Source organism: Xenorhabdus khoisanae (genome assembly GCF_001037465.1).
GTDB classification, from domain to species: Bacteria; Pseudomonadota; Gammaproteobacteria; order Enterobacterales; family Enterobacteriaceae; genus Xenorhabdus; species Xenorhabdus khoisanae.
The window spans coordinates 1-19,996 of sequence record NZ_LFCV01000072.1 but is presented as its reverse complement, the minus strand read 5'-3'; the positions used below and the strand labels follow the sequence as shown (position 1 = coordinate 19,996).

15 protein-coding genes are annotated in these 19,996 nt (G+C 46.9%); 2 read left to right on the top strand and 13 right to left on the bottom strand.

Going from position 1 to position 19,996, the window contains the following annotated elements:
- Positions 1–188: 188 nt before the first annotated feature.
- Both AB204_RS12000 and AB204_RS11995 read right to left on the bottom strand, forming a co-directional pair.
- The gene (locus tag AB204_RS12000; protein ID WP_047963609.1) at positions 189–3,434 is read right to left on the bottom strand and encodes an Ig-like domain-containing protein; all 3,246 of its coding nucleotides are present in this window, start codon (positions 3,432–3,434) and stop codon (positions 189–191) included.
- Between the two features lie 469 nt (positions 3,435–3,903).
- Positions 3,904–4,989 carry a hypothetical protein gene (locus AB204_RS11995; protein ID WP_047963608.1) on the bottom strand — a complete coding sequence of 362 codons (1,086 nt, stop codon included), beginning with the start codon at positions 4,987–4,989 and terminating at the stop codon, positions 3,904–3,906.
- 477 nt (positions 4,990–5,466) lie between these two features.
- Here AB204_RS11995 and AB204_RS11990 point away from each other — a divergent pair, with 477 nt between their 5' ends.
- Positions 5,467–10,440 carry an RHS repeat domain-containing protein gene (locus AB204_RS11990; protein WP_047963607.1) on the top strand — a complete coding sequence of 1,658 codons (4,974 nt, stop codon included), beginning with the start codon at positions 5,467–5,469 and terminating at the stop codon, positions 10,438–10,440.
- 493 nt (positions 10,441–10,933) lie between these two features.
- Here the strand turns inward: AB204_RS11990 and AB204_RS11985 are convergent, their stop codons facing one another.
- The 10 genes from AB204_RS11985 to AB204_RS11940 all read right to left on the bottom strand — a co-directional run bounded on the left by AB204_RS11985 (position 10,934) and on the right by AB204_RS11940 (position 18,631).
- The gene (locus tag AB204_RS11985; RefSeq protein WP_047963606.1) at positions 10,934–13,684 is read right to left on the bottom strand and encodes a conjugative transfer ATPase; all 2,751 of its coding nucleotides are present in this window, start codon (positions 13,682–13,684) and stop codon (positions 10,934–10,936) included.
- Positions 13,684–14,085: a TIGR03751 family conjugal transfer lipoprotein gene (locus AB204_RS11980; protein WP_047963605.1), complete on the bottom strand. Its 402-nt coding sequence runs from the start codon at positions 14,083–14,085 to the stop codon at positions 13,684–13,686. The genes AB204_RS11985 and AB204_RS11980 overlap by 1 nt, the downstream gene beginning before the upstream one ends.
- Positions 14,073–14,429, bottom strand: coding sequence for a hypothetical protein (locus tag AB204_RS11975; protein WP_047963604.1), 357 nt, complete (start codon positions 14,427–14,429; stop codon positions 14,073–14,075). The genes AB204_RS11980 and AB204_RS11975 overlap by 13 nt, the downstream gene beginning before the upstream one ends.
- Entirely contained in the window at positions 14,429–15,826 is a 1,398-nt protein-coding gene (locus AB204_RS11970; protein WP_047963603.1) for a TIGR03752 family integrating conjugative element protein, read from the bottom strand. The genes AB204_RS11975 and AB204_RS11970 overlap by 1 nt, the downstream gene beginning before the upstream one ends.
- On the bottom strand, positions 15,816–16,640 hold the full coding sequence (locus AB204_RS11965) for a TIGR03749 family integrating conjugative element protein (RefSeq protein WP_047963602.1): 825 nt from the start codon (positions 16,638–16,640) through the stop codon (positions 15,816–15,818). The genes AB204_RS11970 and AB204_RS11965 overlap by 11 nt, the downstream gene beginning before the upstream one ends.
- Complete coding sequence (locus AB204_RS11960) at positions 16,637–17,293, bottom strand: PFL_4703 family integrating conjugative element protein (RefSeq protein WP_047963601.1); 657 nt, start codon at positions 17,291–17,293, stop codon at positions 16,637–16,639. Before AB204_RS11960 ends, AB204_RS11965 begins: the two co-directional genes overlap by 4 nt.
- A complete protein-coding gene (locus AB204_RS11955; protein ID WP_047963600.1) occupies positions 17,290–17,646 on the bottom strand; it encodes a TIGR03750 family conjugal transfer protein in 357 nt (118 codons plus the stop codon). Before AB204_RS11955 ends, AB204_RS11960 begins: the two co-directional genes overlap by 4 nt.
- A gap of 10 nt (positions 17,647–17,656) precedes the next feature.
- Positions 17,657–17,989: a TIGR03745 family integrating conjugative element membrane protein gene (locus tag AB204_RS11950; RefSeq protein ID WP_235428082.1), complete on the bottom strand. Its 333-nt coding sequence runs from the start codon at positions 17,987–17,989 to the stop codon at positions 17,657–17,659.
- Between the two features lie 79 nt (positions 17,990–18,068).
- A complete protein-coding gene (locus tag AB204_RS11945; RefSeq protein WP_047963598.1) occupies positions 18,069–18,305 on the bottom strand; it encodes a TIGR03758 family integrating conjugative element protein in 237 nt (78 codons plus the stop codon).
- The gene (locus AB204_RS11940; RefSeq protein WP_047963597.1) at positions 18,302–18,631 is read right to left on the bottom strand and encodes an integrative conjugative element protein, RAQPRD family; all 330 of its coding nucleotides are present in this window, start codon (positions 18,629–18,631) and stop codon (positions 18,302–18,304) included. Before AB204_RS11940 ends, AB204_RS11945 begins: the two co-directional genes overlap by 4 nt.
- Positions 18,632–18,780: 149 nt before the next feature.
- Between AB204_RS11940 and AB204_RS11935 the strand changes: the two genes are divergently transcribed.
- On the top strand, positions 18,781–19,473 hold the full coding sequence (locus tag AB204_RS11935) for a DUF5710 domain-containing protein (RefSeq protein WP_047963596.1): 693 nt from the start codon (positions 18,781–18,783) through the stop codon (positions 19,471–19,473).
- Between the two features lie 134 nt (positions 19,474–19,607).
- On the opposite strand, the gene AB204_RS22785 is transcribed toward AB204_RS11935, so the two are convergent.
- Positions 19,608–19,996, bottom strand: a 389-nt coding sequence (locus AB204_RS22785; RefSeq protein ID WP_047963595.1) for a hypothetical protein, incomplete at its 5' end; no start/stop codon positions are given.

Sequence of the window (19,996 nt, the reverse complement as noted above, 5' to 3'; positions counted from 1 at the left end):
TGTATATACATCTAGATATTCTACGGCAATTTTCCGCCCCTGAAATTGACGAAGATTGATGGATGCTAGATCATCGTTAAAAACTAAGTGGCTTATAATAAGCCACTTAGTTCTATTATGGATAGTATAAATAATGCGTGATAAATATTTCGATAGTTTTATTGAAGAATTCGGGGAAGCCAATACAATTAACGACTACAGGCAAATCCTGTCATCGGCCAGCCATTTCGCATCCACCGGTCTGTTTCTGCCCAAAATGCCCATTTTGCCTGATGCTCTGCTGAGCCTGAGCTGGCGGCGAGGTAATCCGTGGAGGTCACATAAAACTCCCGTATCCAGCCATCATAAAGATAAAAGTTCCCCCATTCCTCATAGAGCTGTTCGAGTGAATATTTGGAAGCAATCCGGCTGCCGAGTGATTTACAAAGCTGTTTCGCATGAGAATAAAAATCTTCCGTCAATCCAGAGCGCTCAAACCAGGTGTGAACCGCCAAAGTCAGTTCGACCTGCTGTCCGGTTTCATCAGTACCCGTGAGCCTGACTCCGTCAGGATTTTGCTCTGCCGTCACTATATCACCCGATACCGTCACCGAGGGTGAGTTACTCTGCCAGCTTACCCTACCTGTATTGTCTGCCGTGATAAGGCGGAATTTCGCACCATGCCAGAAAACGGAAGGTCCTCTGGTGCCAAACGATTTCTGGTTGGCATTACCGCCCTGACGGTCAATGGCAACGGTATCAACCAGGCGCAACGGCAGGATAAATTCCACAGAGGAGACGACTTGCTGCTCACCCACTTCAGCAGTGACCAAAGCCTGTCCAGCATAACGACTGACAAGGGTTGCGGTTGCATTTCCCTGACTGTCTGTCCCGTCTTCTGCAAAAATCATCTCGCCAAGATTGCCAGACCAATCAACCGATTTATCCGCAAGTCCCTGCCCATGAATATCGGTGATGGTGACAGTAAAAGTCACCCGATCTTCGCCATCCGCCGCAGCACGGGTTTTATTGACCCGAATAGTAGATAACAACACTTCATCAAAGGTGACAATGGGGGCGGCTACCTTATGATCGCCGACCTGGATCTGAACCTGGTGCTCCCCTGCAAACGTGCTACTCAGCTGAACCTGCGCTTGTCCCTGAGGGTCAGTTTGCGTACGTTCTGAGGACAGCACACCATGATCCGTTTGCCAACTCACTGGCTGATTTTCCACGGGTGATCCCAGTGAATCTTTCACCCTAGCCGTTAACACCACCGCATCCTGCCCATCACCTTTAGCCCAAACTTTATCCACCGTGATAGCCGATTTCAGCAAACGTTCAAACGTCACCGGAGCAGCATGAAGTGTTTTTCCTGATAGGTCTGCTTTCACCGTTGCCCGCCCTGCGGTGCGGCTGATTAACCGGGCGGTCGCTTCTCCCTGACTGTTTGTTTGCTCTTGCCTGTCCAACAGTTGCCCGTTATCCACTGACCACTGCACTTTACTGTTGGCAACGGGTCGATCTGCTGCATCGCGCACGTTCACCGTATAAAGGATGCTGTCCTGACCATCGGCAATCGCCGTTTGTTTGTCCGCCTGAAGCGTGTGAGTTAACGAGGCAATAAAGCGAATCGGAGAAGCCATCACCGTTTCACTGCCAACCGCCACCGTCACTTCTGCATTTCCTGATACTTTGCTGGTTAAATAAGCCGTGGCCTGCCCTTTCGCATCAGTCATTAATGAAAATGCGGAGAACTGGCCAAGTCTGGTCTGCCAGCCAACAACCTGATTTGGCACAGGTTGACCACCGGCGTTTTTAACCGTGACAGTCAAGGTCGCCCTCGATTTTCCATCCGCCTTAACGCTGTGTTTATCAACGGCGATTTCGGGTATCAGCACCGCATCAAACTGTACTGAAGGTGCAATGACAACCTCTTCATCCACGGAAACACGTACCGCATGCAGCCCCTGCTGACGGCTGCGCAGCACGACCGATGCCTGCCCCTGCGCATCCGTGTTCTGCCGGGTTTGGGACAATTCTCCCTTGTCGCTTGACCAGATAACAGCTTGATTCGAGATGGGAGTCCCTTCTTGATCGGTGACAAGAACGGTATAGAGCACACTGTCATGACCATCGGCTTTTGCCTGTGTTTTATTCGCTGTCACCTGCCATCGCTTTTCGGTCGGCAAGCTCACCATCATGATTTCTGCCCGGTTGGAGCGATTACCCCGGCTGTCGATGGCTATTCCCGAAAGCCGAACGGGATTTTTCGTGGTTTTCGGTAACCGTAACGTCACTTTCTCCGGCCGTTGATCAAGCATTTTCCCGCCTGCCTGCTGTAGTTCAGCCGTATCCAGCTCTAAACGCGCCAGCGGATATTTAGATTGGATAATCGGTACAAAGGTCACTTCCTTACCTTCATATCCGTTGATTGATGCAGGGAAAGCCAGTGTCAGCAGTGTTTGCTTCTGATAATCCAGCACCATATCGTTGCGCCGGTTCACAAAATCAAATTGGCTGGATCTCAGACTGCGCAGTGGCGCGACCGCGTTTGGATCAAACTGTTGGCTGAGCGGAACACCCAGCCGATAATTGAGGTTCAGGGTAAAACGATTTTCACTGACACCTTGTTTACCCTGCCGAAAATCGGCACCTAATGTCACTAACGGCACGGGCGTGTAAGTCAGCCCGGCGGTGACGCTGTACGGGTTTTTCTGGCGTTCTGCTTCACCGAATAACGCGACCTGCTGCCCGTAATATTGCTCAAACTGCAATTGCCCGCCCCAGTGAGGAAATGCAGGTAAATATGCTTCGGCCTGAATATCCCAGCCATTGGCGGGTCTTGCATCGAAATCTGTGAGCCGGGAGGGCTTCCAATGGGATAAGTGCTGGTAAAGATTGGCAGAGAGTTTGACGTTATCATGCCAGGCTTCTAATCCAAGGCTATAACGGTGATGCTGCTCCGGCCACAACGCATCCCAGAAGACATTGGCACCCCATAACCAATTATCGGCAACATAACGATAGCCAAATCCAATGGCTGTTGTTGTCTGACCGTGATGGGTTTTTACCCCTGACTGACTGAATGCAGTACCCGAAGCTACGTTATACCAGGGTAACAGCCAGTCAAATGCAACGTCTTTTAACGAAAAGTGGCTGTCGAAAGGGAGTGTGAGACGGGCATTGCCGTATTGATTCAACCACGGTGTCAGTGTTGATGTCACCGCAGACGATAACTGCCGGGCGACCATTGTTTTTGCCGCTTCGCTGGGTGATTGGGACTGTGTAAGGTGCCCCCATTGAGCGGTGATTTCAGCCATTTTTTGTACCTGCGGGTCTTGGGTTTGATCCTCTGGCATAGCCTGACCGGGAAAACTGAGTGACAGGCTCAACAAGCTGATAATCAGAGATTTTGCTCTGTTGTACCGCGTGGATTGGATTTTTTGTACCACGGATTGTGACCCTTTTCATCAATGCTGAAAGAGGTAACATGCCGAAAAAACAGCTTAAGTACCGCGCTTAATTCTTTTTTCGAAAATGAAAATTAATTGATAATCACACATTGGACTCAACTGGAATTTTCCATGTAATATCCATTTTTTATCCACCAAAATGGCTACTTCCAATTTACTGAGTAGTTTTTCACGGGTAAATGTACCTACCATATGTAGTATCTGTTGTTTTTTTGGAATGACACAACATTTTTAATATGTTTATTTGTGAAGTTATAACTTTATAATAAATTTTCTAAATTAATCATGCCTAGGTATTTTCATAAACTGAGTTTTTACAAAGCATTCTGAGAATACCTCAGGCACTTAGTTTTCATATTCGTAGATTTTAAAATCATGTTGTTTTTTAGAAATCTTTCTTTTCAGAAAGAATACAATTCTCTGTGCGATGGTTACAACACTAACCTTATTAAAAGGGAGGCTTGTGATCATATATATTCAGTTTTGGATTTGGGGTGCTAGCATTTTGGGTTATTGAGATATTATCATTAGCGTCAACGTTGTATAGATTATGTAGTCTTGAATCAAGAACATAATTATTGGATTCTGAGTAGCTAGGGTTGATATTTTTAGTATCTAACCAAAAATATCCACTATTTCCATACTGATCATATACTTTTATCGTTGTTTCAAGATACTGCCACCAATAACTTATTGGCCCTCCCAAATTCCATTTTCCTGAGCCACCATGATGGTTATAGGCCCATGTGCAACAAAGATGCTCACGATTTCCCTGTTCAGAATATTGATCATAAATAGTCACGACAGAACTGTAATCACCAGGGAAATTGATTATAGTTTTCTGTTGTGTCTGGTGGGGGGTATCGGGCCAGATGTAAGCCCCATAAAAGTTTTTATACTCATCTGCGAGGCACCAGCCACATAATCCATAATACCCACTTTGAGAAAGATAACCATTTACATCAAATTTTATAAATCGATAGCTATCCTTATTGCAAGACAAATAATAGTTGTAAACAACCGATGCATCTCCACTATATGTAGTGGCTTTATATTTATCCCAGTTAATATCTTTAATGGTGTAAATAAAAGATGCCTGTAATCTGGGTTCGATAGATTTGCGTGCGTCAGAGTTAAGTGATGAAGTCATTGTTCCAGAAGGATAACCAGGAACATTAAAATCTATTTTAAAACCAATTCTCATCGAGCTTATGTTTTGGGTGGATATATAGAATACTTTCTGCACATCACCACTTTCTAATCCTCCCGGAGGCGTTCCTTGAGTAACAAAGTCGTTAGGGCTATCAGCTACATTCCACCCTTCATTAGTAATGGGATTTTCTGAAATGTAATTCAATAATGTAATTGACGCTTTTTTTGCAATATCAGGAGGAATAAGGGTGCCGTTAGCTATTAACTTATAAGTAACATACACCCTGATTTGGTTATTACCATTGTTGAACAATATAGGATCTGAAGTATCTGTTGCTATGTTAAATTTAGGGAATAGAAGGCCGGAATTATCTTTATTCATAACTATTTCCTTACCTATAAGATGATTATTTCTTATGATGAAGTTGTTTTCATCACAAATACATATGGATACTGAGTGATACAAATGATGTTTTCTTTTTCACTGACAATCTAACCATGAATATACATTATAATAATCTTGCACATTTCATTACTAAACACAAACAATATTTATTTTTTAATTTTCGTTATATAATTATCATTTTGTATTTTTTAAACATGTGAGTTTCCATATAAAACTGTGATGTCCGTATGTTTTTTTAAATTTATTTTCAGATAATTTATATATTGAACTTGGTTGTTTACTTAAGTTTTTATAACCAAATTTATAACATTGCCAACAGTAATTGTCACAACACAATAAAGTTAATAACATTCACTTTAAATACGTATCCATTTTTCATTAATGTTTTTTTCTAAATTCAACTTTAGATTCTAATATCTATTTCTTTATATTTTTATAATAGGAGTATACTCAATGAGTGATCCTGCAAATTTCTTTACTCAGGCCACCAATTTCACGAGTGCTGTTTCTAGTGGTGTTGATCCCCGTACTGGCTTATTTAATGCTCATGTTACCTTGGGTTATCTGATAGGTAACTATAATCATGGTCCTTCCCTGCCATTGACTCTGAGCTATTCTCCACTTACCACTGTTGATATTGGCTTCGGTAAAGGTTTCTCTCTGGGTTTATCAATCTATGATTCTGACAGCCATTTGCTGGTTTTATCTACCGGAGAGCAATATAAAGTGCTGGAGAATAACAACGGTGTTTTTTTGCAACAACAAAAACTTAAAAATATCCGTTTTGAAAAAGATATAAAAAATGATTGCTACCGGATTATCCATAAATCCGGTGAGGTAGAAATTCTGACTGGCCCCAATAACGCATACAGCCTCAAGGTACCAGTGAAATTACTGACACCTGCCGGATATGCGCTGATATTGGGTTGGGATTATAGTCGGGGACAACAGCCACGTCTGAGCTCTATTCAGGATGCGTATGACACCTTGCTCTCTGTAAGGTACGATGGCGATACCAAAACCACAGTACAGCTGTTACCTGGCCAGAAAGAAGGGTACGACACTGAACTCTGGTTTCAGAATGGCTTACTGGGCAGTATTCATAACTTCAGTTTGGAGGGCTCCCCTTTAGTGTGGCAGTTTAATTATGACACTATGGGATATAATGGTGAATGGGGTTTATGGCTGACCAGAATGACGGCTCCTGGTGGCATGAGTCAGACTGTTCGTTACCGTAATGATGGGCAAGGGCATCATTTCCCGGATTCAGCCCATTTACCACCACTGCCGTTCGTAACTTTGTTTACTCAAACTCCGGGGGGCGGACAGCCAGAGATAAAAACAACCTATACCTACTCAGACAATAACTTTATTGGTGGTTATTCTGGTGTGGACTGGGATAGTCAACAGGATAATTTATATGCAATTTTAACTGATTATTCGTATTGGTCTGAAGAAAGCAGTACTTGCAATGGTCAAACAAAAATCTGTAAACGCACTTATAATAATTACCACTTGCAAGTAGAAGAAAAGACATCCCAAAATAGTTGCACTCATAAAACTACGATAGAATATTATGCAGTCATTGGTCAGAACTTTGATCGCCAACCCCCCCAGTTTCAATTACCGAAAACCAGTACAACAATCTGGGAAGATAAAACCGGCTCACGTAGTGAAATAACCCGTACTGTATTTGATGATTCAGGGAATCCTGTCAGTAATATTACTTTGAGTGGTAAAACACAGGCGCAAATTAGAGAAAAAATAGAATGGGAATACTATCCAGCGACTGGCAGCGGTAATGATTGCCCTCCGGATCCTAACGGTTTTACCCGTTTTATTAAAACAATGACAACAACGCCAGCCCCTTCAAATTATACAAGTCCGTTACAAAAAACGATATATCGTTACAGACAATATAATAATCCGTCCAGTAGTACGATAATTACCTCTGTCTTAAAAACAAGTGAATCTCATTACCTGGGTAACCAGTTAATTGGCCAAAATAGTTATGAATACGTCGATAATAAAGATAGGAATGAATTTGGGCGATTGAAAACAGTAAGCAATACGCATTATCCAAATGGAGCAATGTACTCTGCTTATACAGAACAACATGATTTTAATTTTAGAGTTGAAGGAAATCAGTTAATACAAACCCATACTATTACCAGTTCCGATAAATTACAGTTAACGCGACGTGAAGCCCGTTCACGTTTTACCGGGCGGTTATGGTCATCAACTAACGCACAAAATGTGACTTCAACTGCTGCCTATGACAAGTTAGGCCGGGTCATTAGTTCGACTATCAGCCAAGGCACGAGCTATGAAAATATCCAGAATTATCAATATGAACAATATCAAAACGGTGTGACTCCTTTTCTTGTCACCATCACCGACAGCAATCAAAACCAGCTTCGCTATGGGTTAGATGGTGCGGGAAGAAAAATTAAACTAGACACAAAATTAAACGCACAAAAGAGTGTTTGGCAAACACTCCAAAAGCAAGACTATGATGAATTAGGACGTGAGCGTACAGTAACGTTGCTTGACTATAATGAGCTTACGCAATCCAACATAGAAAGTGCGGTAACACAAGTGTCACAGACAAATTCTTATGATGATTGGGGGCAGAACAATATTGTATCGTCCACTGACGGCACACAACAGTACAATCTTACAGACCCGGTTGCCTTGACAGTCACCACGTTTAACAGTGGTAAAAATAACAATCGGACAGGTAAAACTGTGACTACTTATAATTCAGATCATCAACCGATTACGATTGCACTGTATGACAAAAATAACGTTTTATACAGCCAAAGCGCTATGGAATGGGATGGGTGGCATCAGTTACGCAAACAAACTGATGAATTAGGCCGTGTGACGACTTACGAATATGACAACTGGGGACGGGTAACCAAAACTACTTTGCCTGATAATGCGGTTATCACCAAAAAATATTGTGATTATTCCCCCGAAAACCTGCCAGTTGAAATCGCAGTCAATAACGTTGTTTTGGGGACACAAAGTTTTGACGGATTGGGCCGTTTGTTAACAACTTCATCCGGTGGCCGCACTTGGCAATATAGCTATGACCTAAGCACAGATATCTATCCAACAACGGAAATAACCCCGTTGGGGCAAAAACGTCAACGTCTCTATATTGCTGCATTGGAGAACGCGCTTGCATCGGTTTCTACAAGCGAAATTAGTCAGAATTTCCAATACAACAGCAACGGTTCTGTTAATTCTGCCTCAGAAAAGAACGCTAATACTGGAAATAACGTCCTGTCATATCAATATCATCCATCAGGTCGGCTGAGCAATGAAAACCTGGATGGTAAACCTACAAATTACGCTTATACAACAGCTAACAGATTGAAAACTTATACGCACGTTGATGGTGCCGTACAGACCATAACCCCGGATACGTTTGGAAGAATAACTGCAATCGCAGATAAAGATATGCAGGTCACTGTAAAATATGATGACCTGGGACGTTTATATTATTGGCAAGGTATAGATCTAAAGAGCAAGAAGACCTTAAGCACTACGGTTAAATTTGATGATTTCGGCAGAGAAATAAGTCGGAACATAAAAGGGGAAGAAGATTGGTCTATAAATCAATATTGGAATAAAAATCATCAAATTAATAATAAAGAGACTCTCCTCAATAGCGTCTCTGTCCGCAACGAAATTTACGGCTACGATAACCGTAACCGATTGATAACCTATAGCTGTACAGGAACACAAGCGCCGACTGATAATTATGGCAATGTTATTCGTAATCAAACTTTTTCTTATGATGTCTACGGTAATATCCAAACGTGTACATCAAATTTCGCTGATAATTCAACAAATGTAACCACCTACGTATATGGAAATACAAAAGATCCATGTCAGTTAACCAGCGTCAAACATACGCACCCGCGTTATCCCTCAGGATTGCTGAAATATGATACCTCAGGCCAGTTGACGCAAGATGAGCAAAATAGAAACTTGAGTTATGACCAACTTGGGCGTCTGTTCAGTGTGAAAGACAGTAATGGAACAAAAACCAATTATACTTATGACCCACTTAACCGGCTCAAAGGACAAGGCACAACATCTTTATATTATCGGGGTAATCAGCTGATCAACATTATTGAAAGCGATAACAGTACCCGTTTGCTCAATACTGATACAGGCTGTTGTGCGCAGTACAAAACGGGTAAAAAAGCCGGTGTCTGGCTCACCGGTACAGACAGCATGAACTCAGTTATTACCGTCGAAAATAATGGTGATAAAGAGAACTATGCTTATGCAGCTTATGGAGAATCTCTGTCTACTGCGCGTGGTGTTAGTGTGCTGGGTTTTAATGGCGAACGTAAAGATACTGTGCTCAATGCCTACCAACTGGGTAATGGCTATCGAGCCTACAGTCCTTCGCTCAGAAGATTCACCTTACCTGATAGTCTGAGTCCATTTGGTGCAGGAGGAATAAATGCCTATGCTTACTGTCTGGGAGACCCCATTAATCTGGCCGACCCATCAGGGCACTTGAGTTGGCAGGCATGGCTGGGTATTGGTCTGGGTATTTTGGGGCTGGGATTAGCAATCATCACTGGTGGCATAGCGATAGCAGCAGCGGGAGGCGTTATGGCGGCGATCAGTGCAGCATCGGTTACCTCACTGGCGGTGGGCGCGCTCGGGGTAGCATCAGATGTGACAGCCATTGTGAGTGGGGCGTTGGAAGAAGCTTCTCCACAGGCTTCATCTATCTTGGGTTGGGTTTCACTGGGAACGGGTGTGATAGGTCTTGGTGTGTCAGTGGCCAAAGCAGGCGTAAAAGCGGTTGGGAAGCTTGATGCACTATCAGAGCGAATCGCCACGATACAACGAGAAGGACTGGGTGGCAAAGGCGCTGTTAATGCGGCTAAAAGGATGGCACAAAATGGGAATGAGCTGGCTGAATCTGTTAATAATACTGGTGTAGGTAAAGGTATCTTAGAGAATACCAAACTTAAATTCTATGGTGTTGAGAAGAATTTAGCCGAAGAGGCAATACGCAATAAAAACGCGGTAGTCACTATTGTCAGAAATGCTGAAGATCTTGATGTCCTATCTGATACATCAAGATCGCATAAGTTTATTTTTAATGAAAAAGGTACATTAGCCATAGGAAGTATCAGTAAGAAAGTTGACCCTAAAATGCTTTCTCATCCCGTATTAGCCAAGGAGGCTGACGGATTGAGTGTCATTAGTGCCGGATATCTGTTTAAGTCAGGCAATAAAATTTCTTTGGTGAATCACTCAGGCCACTTTAGGCCACCTTTTCATAGCTTAACTCCAGTCTCAGGATATATAAGAAGAGAATTTAGCCTAAAAACTGAAACTGTTTTGGCTGAGTCATTCAAACATGGGATACTAAAACTATTTCGATAATCATTATTAAATAAAGAACATGCGGTTACATGATGAGGCCTTTTAACGCTAGTAACCGCATTTGTAGTAAATGATATGAAAATAGTTCAACTTTGGAATTAACAATGCTAATAGTGAATCAAAAAACATCCAATTTATGTACGCGCTTTTATGAAGCTGTTAGCACTGTGCCTGCATTATAGCCTTCTTTGTAACTTAGCTTCTTGGTGATATCTATTCCAGAGCAAGCCAACTTCATTCTGACAATAGCGCATTCATTTCACTTAAAAATTTCCAAAACACGATAAATAGTTACTTGCTGTAATCGTCTCTCTTTTTAGTCATCTTGTTGGTGAGTATATCTACACTGATTGGGGAGTAATGCTATGACATATTTCCATTTATTTTCCCACAATCTTTTTGTACTGACGATACTGATAAGTCAGTCATCACTGGTGGGAGAAAAGTGAACCAGCCACCATATTTGAATTGTTAGAGTAGTCATTCACAAAAATCAGAACACATTCATGGCGGATTTAATTTGTAATCCACGTACAATATCCATTTTTTCAGCCACCAACACCGCCGCTTCCAGTTCACTGCACTGATGCGTCCGCATTAACGCCCGCCGTTCGGCTTTTTCTTCTTTTTCCGTCATCCCCAGCGCCAGATAAAGGCTCGGTGGCACCACCCGAAACAACGCTTCGATTTTTTTCGCCAGCACCACGCCTTCGGTATAACAGCGGGGGAGTTTACTGGCGGAGAGCAACACGGCTTTTTGTTCTTCCGTCAGTTTCTTAAAACGGGCGATTTGTTCCACTTCATCCGGCGGCATGGTCAGGCACAGCCACCATTCTGCCATATTCAGCATTTTCTCAGCGGTATCCGGGTAATCAGCAAGGTTTTGGGTTGCCAGCCACAGCCAGGCCCCCAGTTTACGCCACATCTTGACGACCTTGGTCATATAGGGTGATAGCAATGGGTTGGTAGTAGTAATATGCCCCTCGTCAATCACCAGTTGCAGTTCCCGATCCTTATACTGATCACGTTCAGCCAGGTTATTCACGGTGTTAATCAGCGACACCATCGCCAGCGCCATCTGCGCCGAGTAATTTTCCCGCGCCAGCGTGCCCAGATCAATCAACGTGATATCCACTTCCGACCAAGGCGTTCCGGGACGGTTAAACAGTTCCCCTTCAAAGCCTTGAGTGAACATCGACATGGCACCGGCCATTTCATCCGCCCGTGCCCGCCGATGTGCCGTAATTAACGGCTGGCCGTGTTCATCCTGCTGGTGATTGCGGGCGATGGCATACAGCGCACTTTGTAAGTCTGAGGCCACCATCTGACGTTGTTCTTCATGGCTGGTGTGAGCCGCCATCATAATGGCTTCGCGGATCAAACCGCGATCCGAGCGGGTCAGGCGCTCTTCCTCTTTTTTCTCACCGCCGGTGATCATCAACCGGGCGGCAATTTCCATCTCGCCCAGAATATCGCGCTGTTCATCATTTTCATCTTCCTGCGATTCATCAGGAATATTCTGCCATTGATTGGGGCTGAGTTGCAGCAACTGATGGGCATCAGCAAACAGCGCCAGACTCACGCCACAACCCGGTTTGATACCGATTTTATTGACCGTCAGCCCCAGACTGGCGTAGTAATCGGCCAGCAAGCCAAAGCTGTTCCCCGCTTCGACAATAAACAAGCGCGGTCGGTGGATAGCCATCAGTTGCACCAGGGAAGCACACAGGGTGGCGGATTTACCTGCCCCGGTCGGGCCAAACAACAATAAATGCGCATTCTGGGTGCGATCCTGTTTGTTCATCGGATCAAAAGTTAGCGGCGCACCACCGCGATTAAAGAAGCTGAACCCCGGATGCCCGGTGCCGGTTGAACGGCCTGTTACCGGCATAAGCCCTGCCAGATGTTGCACCCAGGTCAGGCGACTATACCAGTGTTTCCTGTCCTTCTGCGGATTAAAACACATCGGCAGGGCGCGCAAATAGGCATTCAGCGGGGAAACACTGAATTCCGGTCGCACCGGTTGTAATCCGGCCGTCAGCAGGGTTGACGATAACTGATGTACCCGCTGGTTCAGGTCAGTGACATCGTTGCCCCGCACCAGAAAGGTCAGCGCACTGCGGTACAGTTTATGCCGTCGTCCCAGTAAGGCTTTGACTTCCTGCACATCCTGCCGGACACGCGCCGATTCGGTATTTTCCCCCACCGCATTTTTTGCCAGCCGGGTAAAATTCTCTTCCAACGTATCCTGTGCCTGCGCCACAATGGTCAAAGAAACTACGGTGCCTTCCGGCATCATATCCATCAGGGCATTGATATTATCCCCCCGTTTCACTTCGCCCGTCAGCGTGCCCGGCTCTGGCGGGCGGCGCAGGCGTTCAACCGGCACCGCTTTATGCGGCAGGCCATCAAACCACCAGAGTCCGTTTTCGGGATCAGACACTGGTGGGTTAAACCACAGGCTTTCGGCAAAGTCATTATAAATCGGGAGCTCGGGCTGCATGGGCGTTTCATAACTCACCGTGTGGTAAAAATCGGCTTTTGCCATGCCCCAGTCCGGGGATGGATTAAAATGACGTAACAACCAGCTATGGATCTGCATGCCATTCTGCCGAACGGCAACAATGCCCGCCGCCGCCAGTGACGACACCAGACGCTCGCAGACCTGATTGAGTGCGGCAATTGAAGATAACGTTGAGAGGTTTGCCTGTGATTTGTGCGCAGGCAGCCAGCGATAGACTACCATACGCGTCTGGCGTTGTTGTCCCCGCCACGGTTGTCCGGTAATTAAACTGTCGTGAAATATCCCCTCAGGCTGGGCAATACTGTTCAGATGGCGTTCGGACTCGGCCAGAAAGGCATCCGTAAACGCTGTGCCTTGCGCCCACGGTTTCACATAGTCCCGTAACGTATTGAGGTAACTGGCCGGATCATCTTCATCCTGACAAAAAAACTGCACCACCCACGGTGAGATATCGTCTTCTTCCAGACTGTCCTGGATCGCATCTTCCAGCTGATCCCGAATCTCAATCAATCGTTCAAGGGGACGCCCTTCCGTGGCAACAGGTTCTATACGATAGACCGCGCCGACGGATACACCATCATCCAACAACAGGCATTGCCCGTCTTCCAGATATTCCACCCAGGGCAGGTAGTCGATGATGGAGGGACTGGCCCGGTAAATTGCGGCTTCATCGGCTTCACGCAGCTTGCCGGGGCGGTTCAGTGCGTTGGGGGTTTCCATTACAGGGCCTCCGTGCGTTCACCCGGCAGGGCGTACTGCACCTGCTGATAAAACGGAAACACGGTGCTGTAACCCGGTATCGGCGTATTGCCTGCCGCCAGATGCGGAAAGACATACATCACCATATCGGGATTGGGGAGACGGGGAAACTGCTGGCTGATTTCCTGCGCAGCCGAACGGCTGTAATGGTCAGGCTCTTCCAGTGCTCGTCTCCGTTCGGTCCCAGTCAACGTTCTACGCAATGCGGCTCTTGCCTGCACGGTAGTGTGACCGGCTTTATTTCCCTGCCACATCGCCAGCACCGTCTGCTCGCCGGCAGGCAGCAACGTGTCTTTCGAGGTTGAACAACCGGCCATCAGCCCTGACAGACACAGCACGATAGAATAGGTTATTTTCCGCATACATCGGTCTCCGTAGTGCCAATCGCGATAAAGGTGGCAAACTCAGGATGGACGGCCAGCTCCGATACCGTAAACGGCAGACGCTCCCACTGTTCAGGCTCAGCCTCGTTGTTGCCTTCCAACATGGATTGCCACTGTGTATCTGACAGGCGCCAGACAATAACATCACCATCACCCAGCTGTTGACACGCATTGCCGATGGCAAGATAGAGCCGGGACGCTTTTTGATGGGCAGGCCGCCAATAGAGCTGAACCGGTACAGGTTCAGCCTGTGGGGGTCTGTTGATTTGCAGGCAATAGGGCGGGCTGGCACTGAACAGCCATTGAAAGACAGACTTTTCCATTAATCTAAGGCTTCCTGAGTATCATGTTGAACGAGTTCACTAACGTTGTAACGCACCTTACGGCCTTTCGTTTCGTAATCCATCGCCAGACTTTGGGTGATATGCACCACAACACCGGCACCGGGCGGGACGTAGACCGCATCAAACGTCTGGCTGTAACGTTGTTTGAGCCATTCGGTGATGTCATTCATGCCACCGGCCATGGCTTTTCCTAATGCCGCCTGTCCGGCGTTACCCGTTAAAGCGGAAGTGATGCCGCCAGCACCGTTGGTTTGGGCGGTTCGCTGACTTTCGTTCAGGGCGTCCCCGGCCGAATTCATGGCCGAAAGGGCAAACAACGTTGGCAGATAGGTGCTGGCGTTAGATTTACGCTCGCCGCTGATACAGGGAATGCCGTTTTCATCGGACAACCAGCCGATACCCTGCTGATTTTGCCCTTTGCCCGGCAGGGTACGCACCGTGCCATCCTGGAACACAAAGGTGATGGAATTGACCTGTCCGCGTACACAGGAGAGTGTCCAGTCACCACTGGCTGAACCAGAAACCACCGCCCCTTCCACTTCTGGCAGCTCAATACCGTTGGCGGTCAGGTTGTCTTTGCCAATCAGGATCTTGAACGGGTAAGGGTCGGTCACTGTGCCATTGACAGGCACTCGGCCTAATAACGCGGTCATCGCCTGACTACCGACCAGCGTGGCATTTTCCGGCAAGGTATAGACCGGGGTTTCGTTCTTTTCCTTCAGCGCGGGCTCGTTCTGCACTTTTTGCCCCGCTGTCGGTTGTTCGCTTAAAAAAGAAGTGGGATATTGCGGTGTCGATTGACCATTCCCCATCGCTTGCAACGCTGTCAGTTTTTCATCCGCCGGATTGACCCAGATAAATTCATCCTGCCCAACGACTGGGTGGGCGGCATACGGACTGCTCAATGCGCTTTGGCTTTCCGGTGCAGACAAAGGTGTTGAATTTAACCGCTCAGTGAGCAAATCAATTTGTGCCAGCAAACTTTGCTGCTCATCCTGCAACGTGCGCTGGCGCTGTTCATCGTCTTGACGAATAGCCGCAACGGCCGCATCGATTTGGCCGGCAACATCCTGATTCTGATTTTTTAACTGGTCATTTTCTTTCAGGATATCGGTATTCTGCTGGCTTAAGCGTTTCTGCTCTGCCCGCACTTTATTCAGTGCCCCTATCAGGGTACGCAGGGTATCTTCCGGCGTATCGCCCCCCACGCCCAACGCCTGTAACTCCTCCGGTGATAGCGTGGCCAGCACATTATTCGACGTCGTACCGGGCGCGGCACCTTCCGTTGAACTGCAACTTTTGATACCGATAAATCCACCAATAACCAGCACTGTCGGCACCAGTATTTTCACCAGACTGTTGGATTTAATCTGCATCGCGGCCTCCCGGTTTCACCGATGCCGGTTCAGGGATAAAGGTATTATCCAGCGGTACTTTGGTGACGAGGTACAATACCGTCGTATCTTCCGGTGACCCCGTTTCACCCAGCCAACGATGCTGGAACGTGGCAGCCACAAACTGCCCCTGTAATTCTCGCGGGTCGAGGGTGATAGTGCGTTTGGCCGTATTACGCAGTTTCAGCGCGATGACCGTGTGAGGGTGTAATCGCCAGCCAGCCAGTGGCATAATCGCAATCGGCTCTGACGGGTAAAGCGTCGTGATGGACGAGGGCAAATGCAAATTCACCGGCTGAATGCCTGTCACCGGCTCGACGGTACGCAACGGGGCATACAGTTGCTGCGCGGCATAGCGGGTTAGGGCAACCGGAACGGGTGCCAATAATTTGGCGTTGTTCTGCTGTTGTGATTTTTCAGTCGGAAGGGGTTGTTTTTTATCCGGATAAACAATACGCACGGGTTCCGTTGCGCCCGTTTTACTCGCGGTGATATCCAGTAAAATGATTTCACCGTTTTCGCTGTCCTGCAATTGCAGGCGGGTTTGCGGGAAGGTACTGTTGGCTTTCAGGTAAATCGCCCCGCCCGCGCTCTGTACCCGCAATGTATCGCGAAGCGCTGGCGGAAAACCGATACGGACATTCCGGTCAGCAAAAATAATTCGTTCCTGACCGACTTTGAGCGCAATGGATAACGGAATGCGTTCCCACTTCATCAGCTCATCAGCCTGTGTGCCGACGCTGAACAATAACAAACTGACCCGTCCCAGCCAGCGACCAAATGACACTCTGCTCATTGAAACACGCCCTTTTTCTCTTCCAAAGGTTGCGGCATGGCTTCCAGCCGCTGTGGCATGCCGTCGTAACAATCCAGTGCCAGCCCGAAGGGATTACGCTCGGCATCGCCCTCCCAGCGCACCACTTTCAGCGGATAACGTACCAGTGCCCGTTTAACTGGTTCGGCGTGATAATATTCATCGGCCACCAAATCCAGCCGGACTACCCAGTTATCCCGGTCACGCACTGTCACACTGCGTGTCCCATAGCCCCGGCCGGGAATTTCATACACCACCCGCACCCGGTCAAGCAGCTCGCCACTGTCAGCACGGGTTTTGGCATCTTCATGCAAAAAATCCTGACAGGCCGGAGTCAGATAAGGGGAAAGTGCATAAATTTTGGACAGATAGTCCTGTGCGCCATTTTTCGGCCAGGCATTCAGTTGCTGGAAAATATAAAAGGCGAAACTATAGACACTGGGGGCGGGAATTTCCCACCACGGGCGCGTACTGCCGGTGCGTAAGTCCGGTGGATTATGGATGGTGAGATTGCGCGGTGAAGCCATCCAGCCCGTCAGGCTCAGCAGCAATACCAGCACCAGAATGCCGCACGCCACTCGCAGGGTCAGGATATGCTGATCCTGGTTTTTCACCGCATGACGGAACCGGCTCATCGCGCTCTCCTGCTGCGGCGCAACGACCAACCCTGAGCGGCAATAATCAATGCCGGATCACCGATACCCAGCCGGCGTTTTTTCTCTTCCAGTTTCAGCCAGATATAATTCTCCGGCTTGCCACGTTTAACATGCGCAAGCCAGCGCCCGCCAAAGCTGATCAATAACAAAGGCATCACCAACATGCCGGTCGGAAGTATGACCCAACCGACTAACGGGATCAGGGGAATACTGACTGCCAGTCCGAGCGCGATCCCAGCCAGTGCAGCCAGTCCCATCTCTGGCGTGGTGAACCCGCGAAACACCACCGGTTCGGCGTTTAAACGGTCAGGTAAGAAAGCGATCGTCTGCATGGTGACTGCCTTAAAAGATAATGCTGGCCGATTTCGACAGCAACCAAATCACGGCAACCAACAACACCACGCCGACCACGACAATGGCGCCAAACTGGGTCCAGGTCGATTTGCCATCCCGCACTTCGGAAAAAGTTTCGACGGCGGCCGAGGCGACCTTAAAGAAAGCCACCGCCGAAAGGATCAACCCGCCAATCACAATGCCATCCTGCGCGTATCCTTTCGCCTGTCCCAGCAATCCGCCCCCGCCACCACTTTTCGGTGGCTCGATAGCCGGTAAATCAGCCCAGGCTGATTCACAGGAAAGGCAGCATAATAAAAGAAAAGCGTTTATTCTGGTCATCAGGCTCGTACCGATACGCCGGCAGACGGTAAAAATTTGCTTCATATTGACTCTGTTCCTTTTCATTATGTTCGCTGCATTAACTGGCAAACATCCAGACAACCATGACCAGCAATACTGTGGTTCGAATGGCAAACTGTTTGAGGGTCTGATTACGCACTTTTTCATTCGCCCAGCCATTCCAGACATCCACTGCGGCCCAGGCCGCCCAGAAAAACACCGTGGCTAAGAAAAACCCGACACACACCAGATACAGAAAATTGATATCAAAATGCCCCGAGGCCACTTCAAAAGCATTGCGTTGTGCCTGCGTCATTGCGAATTTTCCTGACGGTAATGGCCAGATAACGCGCCGGATCCCTGGGGCTGGTCGCGGGAAGGCGTGAGATAGTGATCGATACCCGCTTTGATGGTGCTGAGATCAGCCTGGATGCGCTGATAATCAAAGTCATAACGAGGAAGTTTTGACGTATCCGATTGCTTTTCTGCGATGCTTGCGCGTTCCAGTGCTATCTGCACCTGCTCAATCAGACGCTTTGCACTCGCCAGTTCGTCTTTTTCGGCCGCATGGGCAAGCGGCATACACAACATGGTCAATCCCAGCAGGCAGGCAGAACAGGATATCGAAAAGCCACCGCGCATAAACACTCACCTTATGATGGGTTCCAAAATGCCAAGGATGCGGCGTTTTTTAGCGGCGGTCAGTAATAAACTCTTTATGCTTTGGTGAAAATTAGCTAAATAGTCTGACTAATTTATTCGATTAACGGTTTAATAATGAAGGAAGACACATGCTGCGGATTGATTTAAACGTTCCCGATGACGAATATGAGAAGGTACGGAAGCTCGGCGCACACTGGGATGCAGCCGCCCAAATCTGGTATATCGATGGCAGTTTTGACCCGACGCCGTTTATGAACTGGTTGCCGTTCTACAATGTGCATGCTGCCTTTTGGTATCTCGCCCAAACCCAGACGCTGTGCCCACACTGCCATGAACACACTACGGTCACGGCGTTTATATTACCTGCCGGACACCAGCTACTGGAAGCGGATAACGGCGATGAACCCGGCACTGAGGTGGACTACTCTGAGCAAGATAGCCCGGCGTTCCTGTTTTATATCGCCGATATTCCTACTATTGTGCGTAGCGTGCTGCCCGGTTTTCATCACACACTGCGCAAGGCGGTCAGCCAACGGCTGCGCAGGCAGCATTGGATAAACCATTGCGAACACTGTGACGCACAGCAGGATGATACCGACATGTTTGCGGAAGTCGGTGGGGCATTTTTCCCAACTTCCAAAGAGCAAGCGGCGGCTATTCAGCTTCACCGTATTGATCAGCCCTTTGTGGGGTATTGTGAAGATATTTCGCATCATCACTACCATTTTGATCCGAAGCTGGATACCCGAGCCTGTAAAGCCTGTGACTGGTTTGAATGGATGACGCAGGTGGTGAATGTACCGTCAAAGTATCAACATTAACTGGTAAGACTGACGCGCCGCCAAGCGGCTTGTCTGCTGAGTAATGACAGGCAAAACAGATATCTGTTTTGCCTGTCATTACTCAGCCACATAAATATTAATCTTGAATTTACCCAACAAATATAATTTATGATTTAATCATCCACCTTATATCTTGATAAAACTTCATTTAAATTCTTTATTCTTTTTTTAGAAGGGCTTAACGTCATAAAACTCACAGAGAAAAACCCAATAAAAATCATAAAAATTATTACAAGAAAAAAAGAATATCCTTGTGGGTTTTTATTATCAAAATAAGATGCCATTAAAAATATCAAAACCATAGCAGTGAAAAATATACCGTCCATCATTAGCTCAAAAACTCTACCTACTTTATAATAAAAATCGGTTTTAATAATTGGATGCTCAAAATCAAATAACACATAAAAATTTAATTTTTTAATGTCACGTATGTAATCAGCTCTAACACCATTGCGATCGAGTTTTGAAATTATATTTCTTAATTTTGGTGATCTCGTTTTTG

What these genes read in the sequence shown, in the direction of transcription:
- AB204_RS11965 (WP_047963602.1), bottom strand. Translation starts at nt 16,640, where the DNA reads ATGAGCAGAGTGTCATTTGGTCGCTGGCTGGGACGGGTCAGTTTGTTA.
- AB204_RS11975 (WP_047963604.1), bottom strand. Translation starts at nt 14,429, where the DNA reads ATGGAAAAGTCTGTCTTTCAATGGCTGTTCAGTGCCAGCCCGCCCTAT.
- AB204_RS11970 (WP_047963603.1), bottom strand. Translation starts at nt 15,826, where the DNA reads ATGCAGATTAAATCCAACAGTCTGGTGAAAATACTGGTGCCGACAGTG.
- AB204_RS11945 (WP_047963598.1), bottom strand. Translation starts at nt 18,305, where the DNA reads ATGACGCAGGCACAACGCAATGCTTTTGAAGTGGCCTCGGGGCATTTT.
- AB204_RS11990 (WP_047963607.1), top strand. Translation starts at nt 5,467, where the DNA reads ATGAGTGATCCTGCAAATTTCTTTACTCAGGCCACCAATTTCACGAGT.
- AB204_RS11950 (WP_235428082.1), bottom strand. Translation starts at nt 17,989, where the DNA reads ATGACCAGAATAAACGCTTTTCTTTTATTATGCTGCCTTTCCTGTGAA.
- AB204_RS11960 (WP_047963601.1), bottom strand. Translation starts at nt 17,293, where the DNA reads ATGAGCCGGTTCCGTCATGCGGTGAAAAACCAGGATCAGCATATCCTG.
- AB204_RS11955 (WP_047963600.1), bottom strand. Translation starts at nt 17,646, where the DNA reads ATGCAGACGATCGCTTTCTTACCTGACCGTTTAAACGCCGAACCGGTG.
- AB204_RS11980 (WP_047963605.1), bottom strand. Translation starts at nt 14,085, where the DNA reads ATGCGGAAAATAACCTATTCTATCGTGCTGTGTCTGTCAGGGCTGATG.
- AB204_RS11940 (WP_047963597.1), bottom strand. Translation starts at nt 18,631, where the DNA reads ATGCGCGGTGGCTTTTCGATATCCTGTTCTGCCTGCCTGCTGGGATTG.
- AB204_RS11995 (WP_047963608.1), bottom strand. Translation starts at nt 4,989, where the DNA reads ATGAATAAAGATAATTCCGGCCTTCTATTCCCTAAATTTAACATAGCA.
- AB204_RS11985 (WP_047963606.1), bottom strand. Translation starts at nt 13,684, where the DNA reads ATGGAAACCCCCAACGCACTGAACCGCCCCGGCAAGCTGCGTGAAGCC.
- AB204_RS11935 (WP_047963596.1), top strand. Translation starts at nt 18,781, where the DNA reads ATGCTGCGGATTGATTTAAACGTTCCCGATGACGAATATGAGAAGGTA.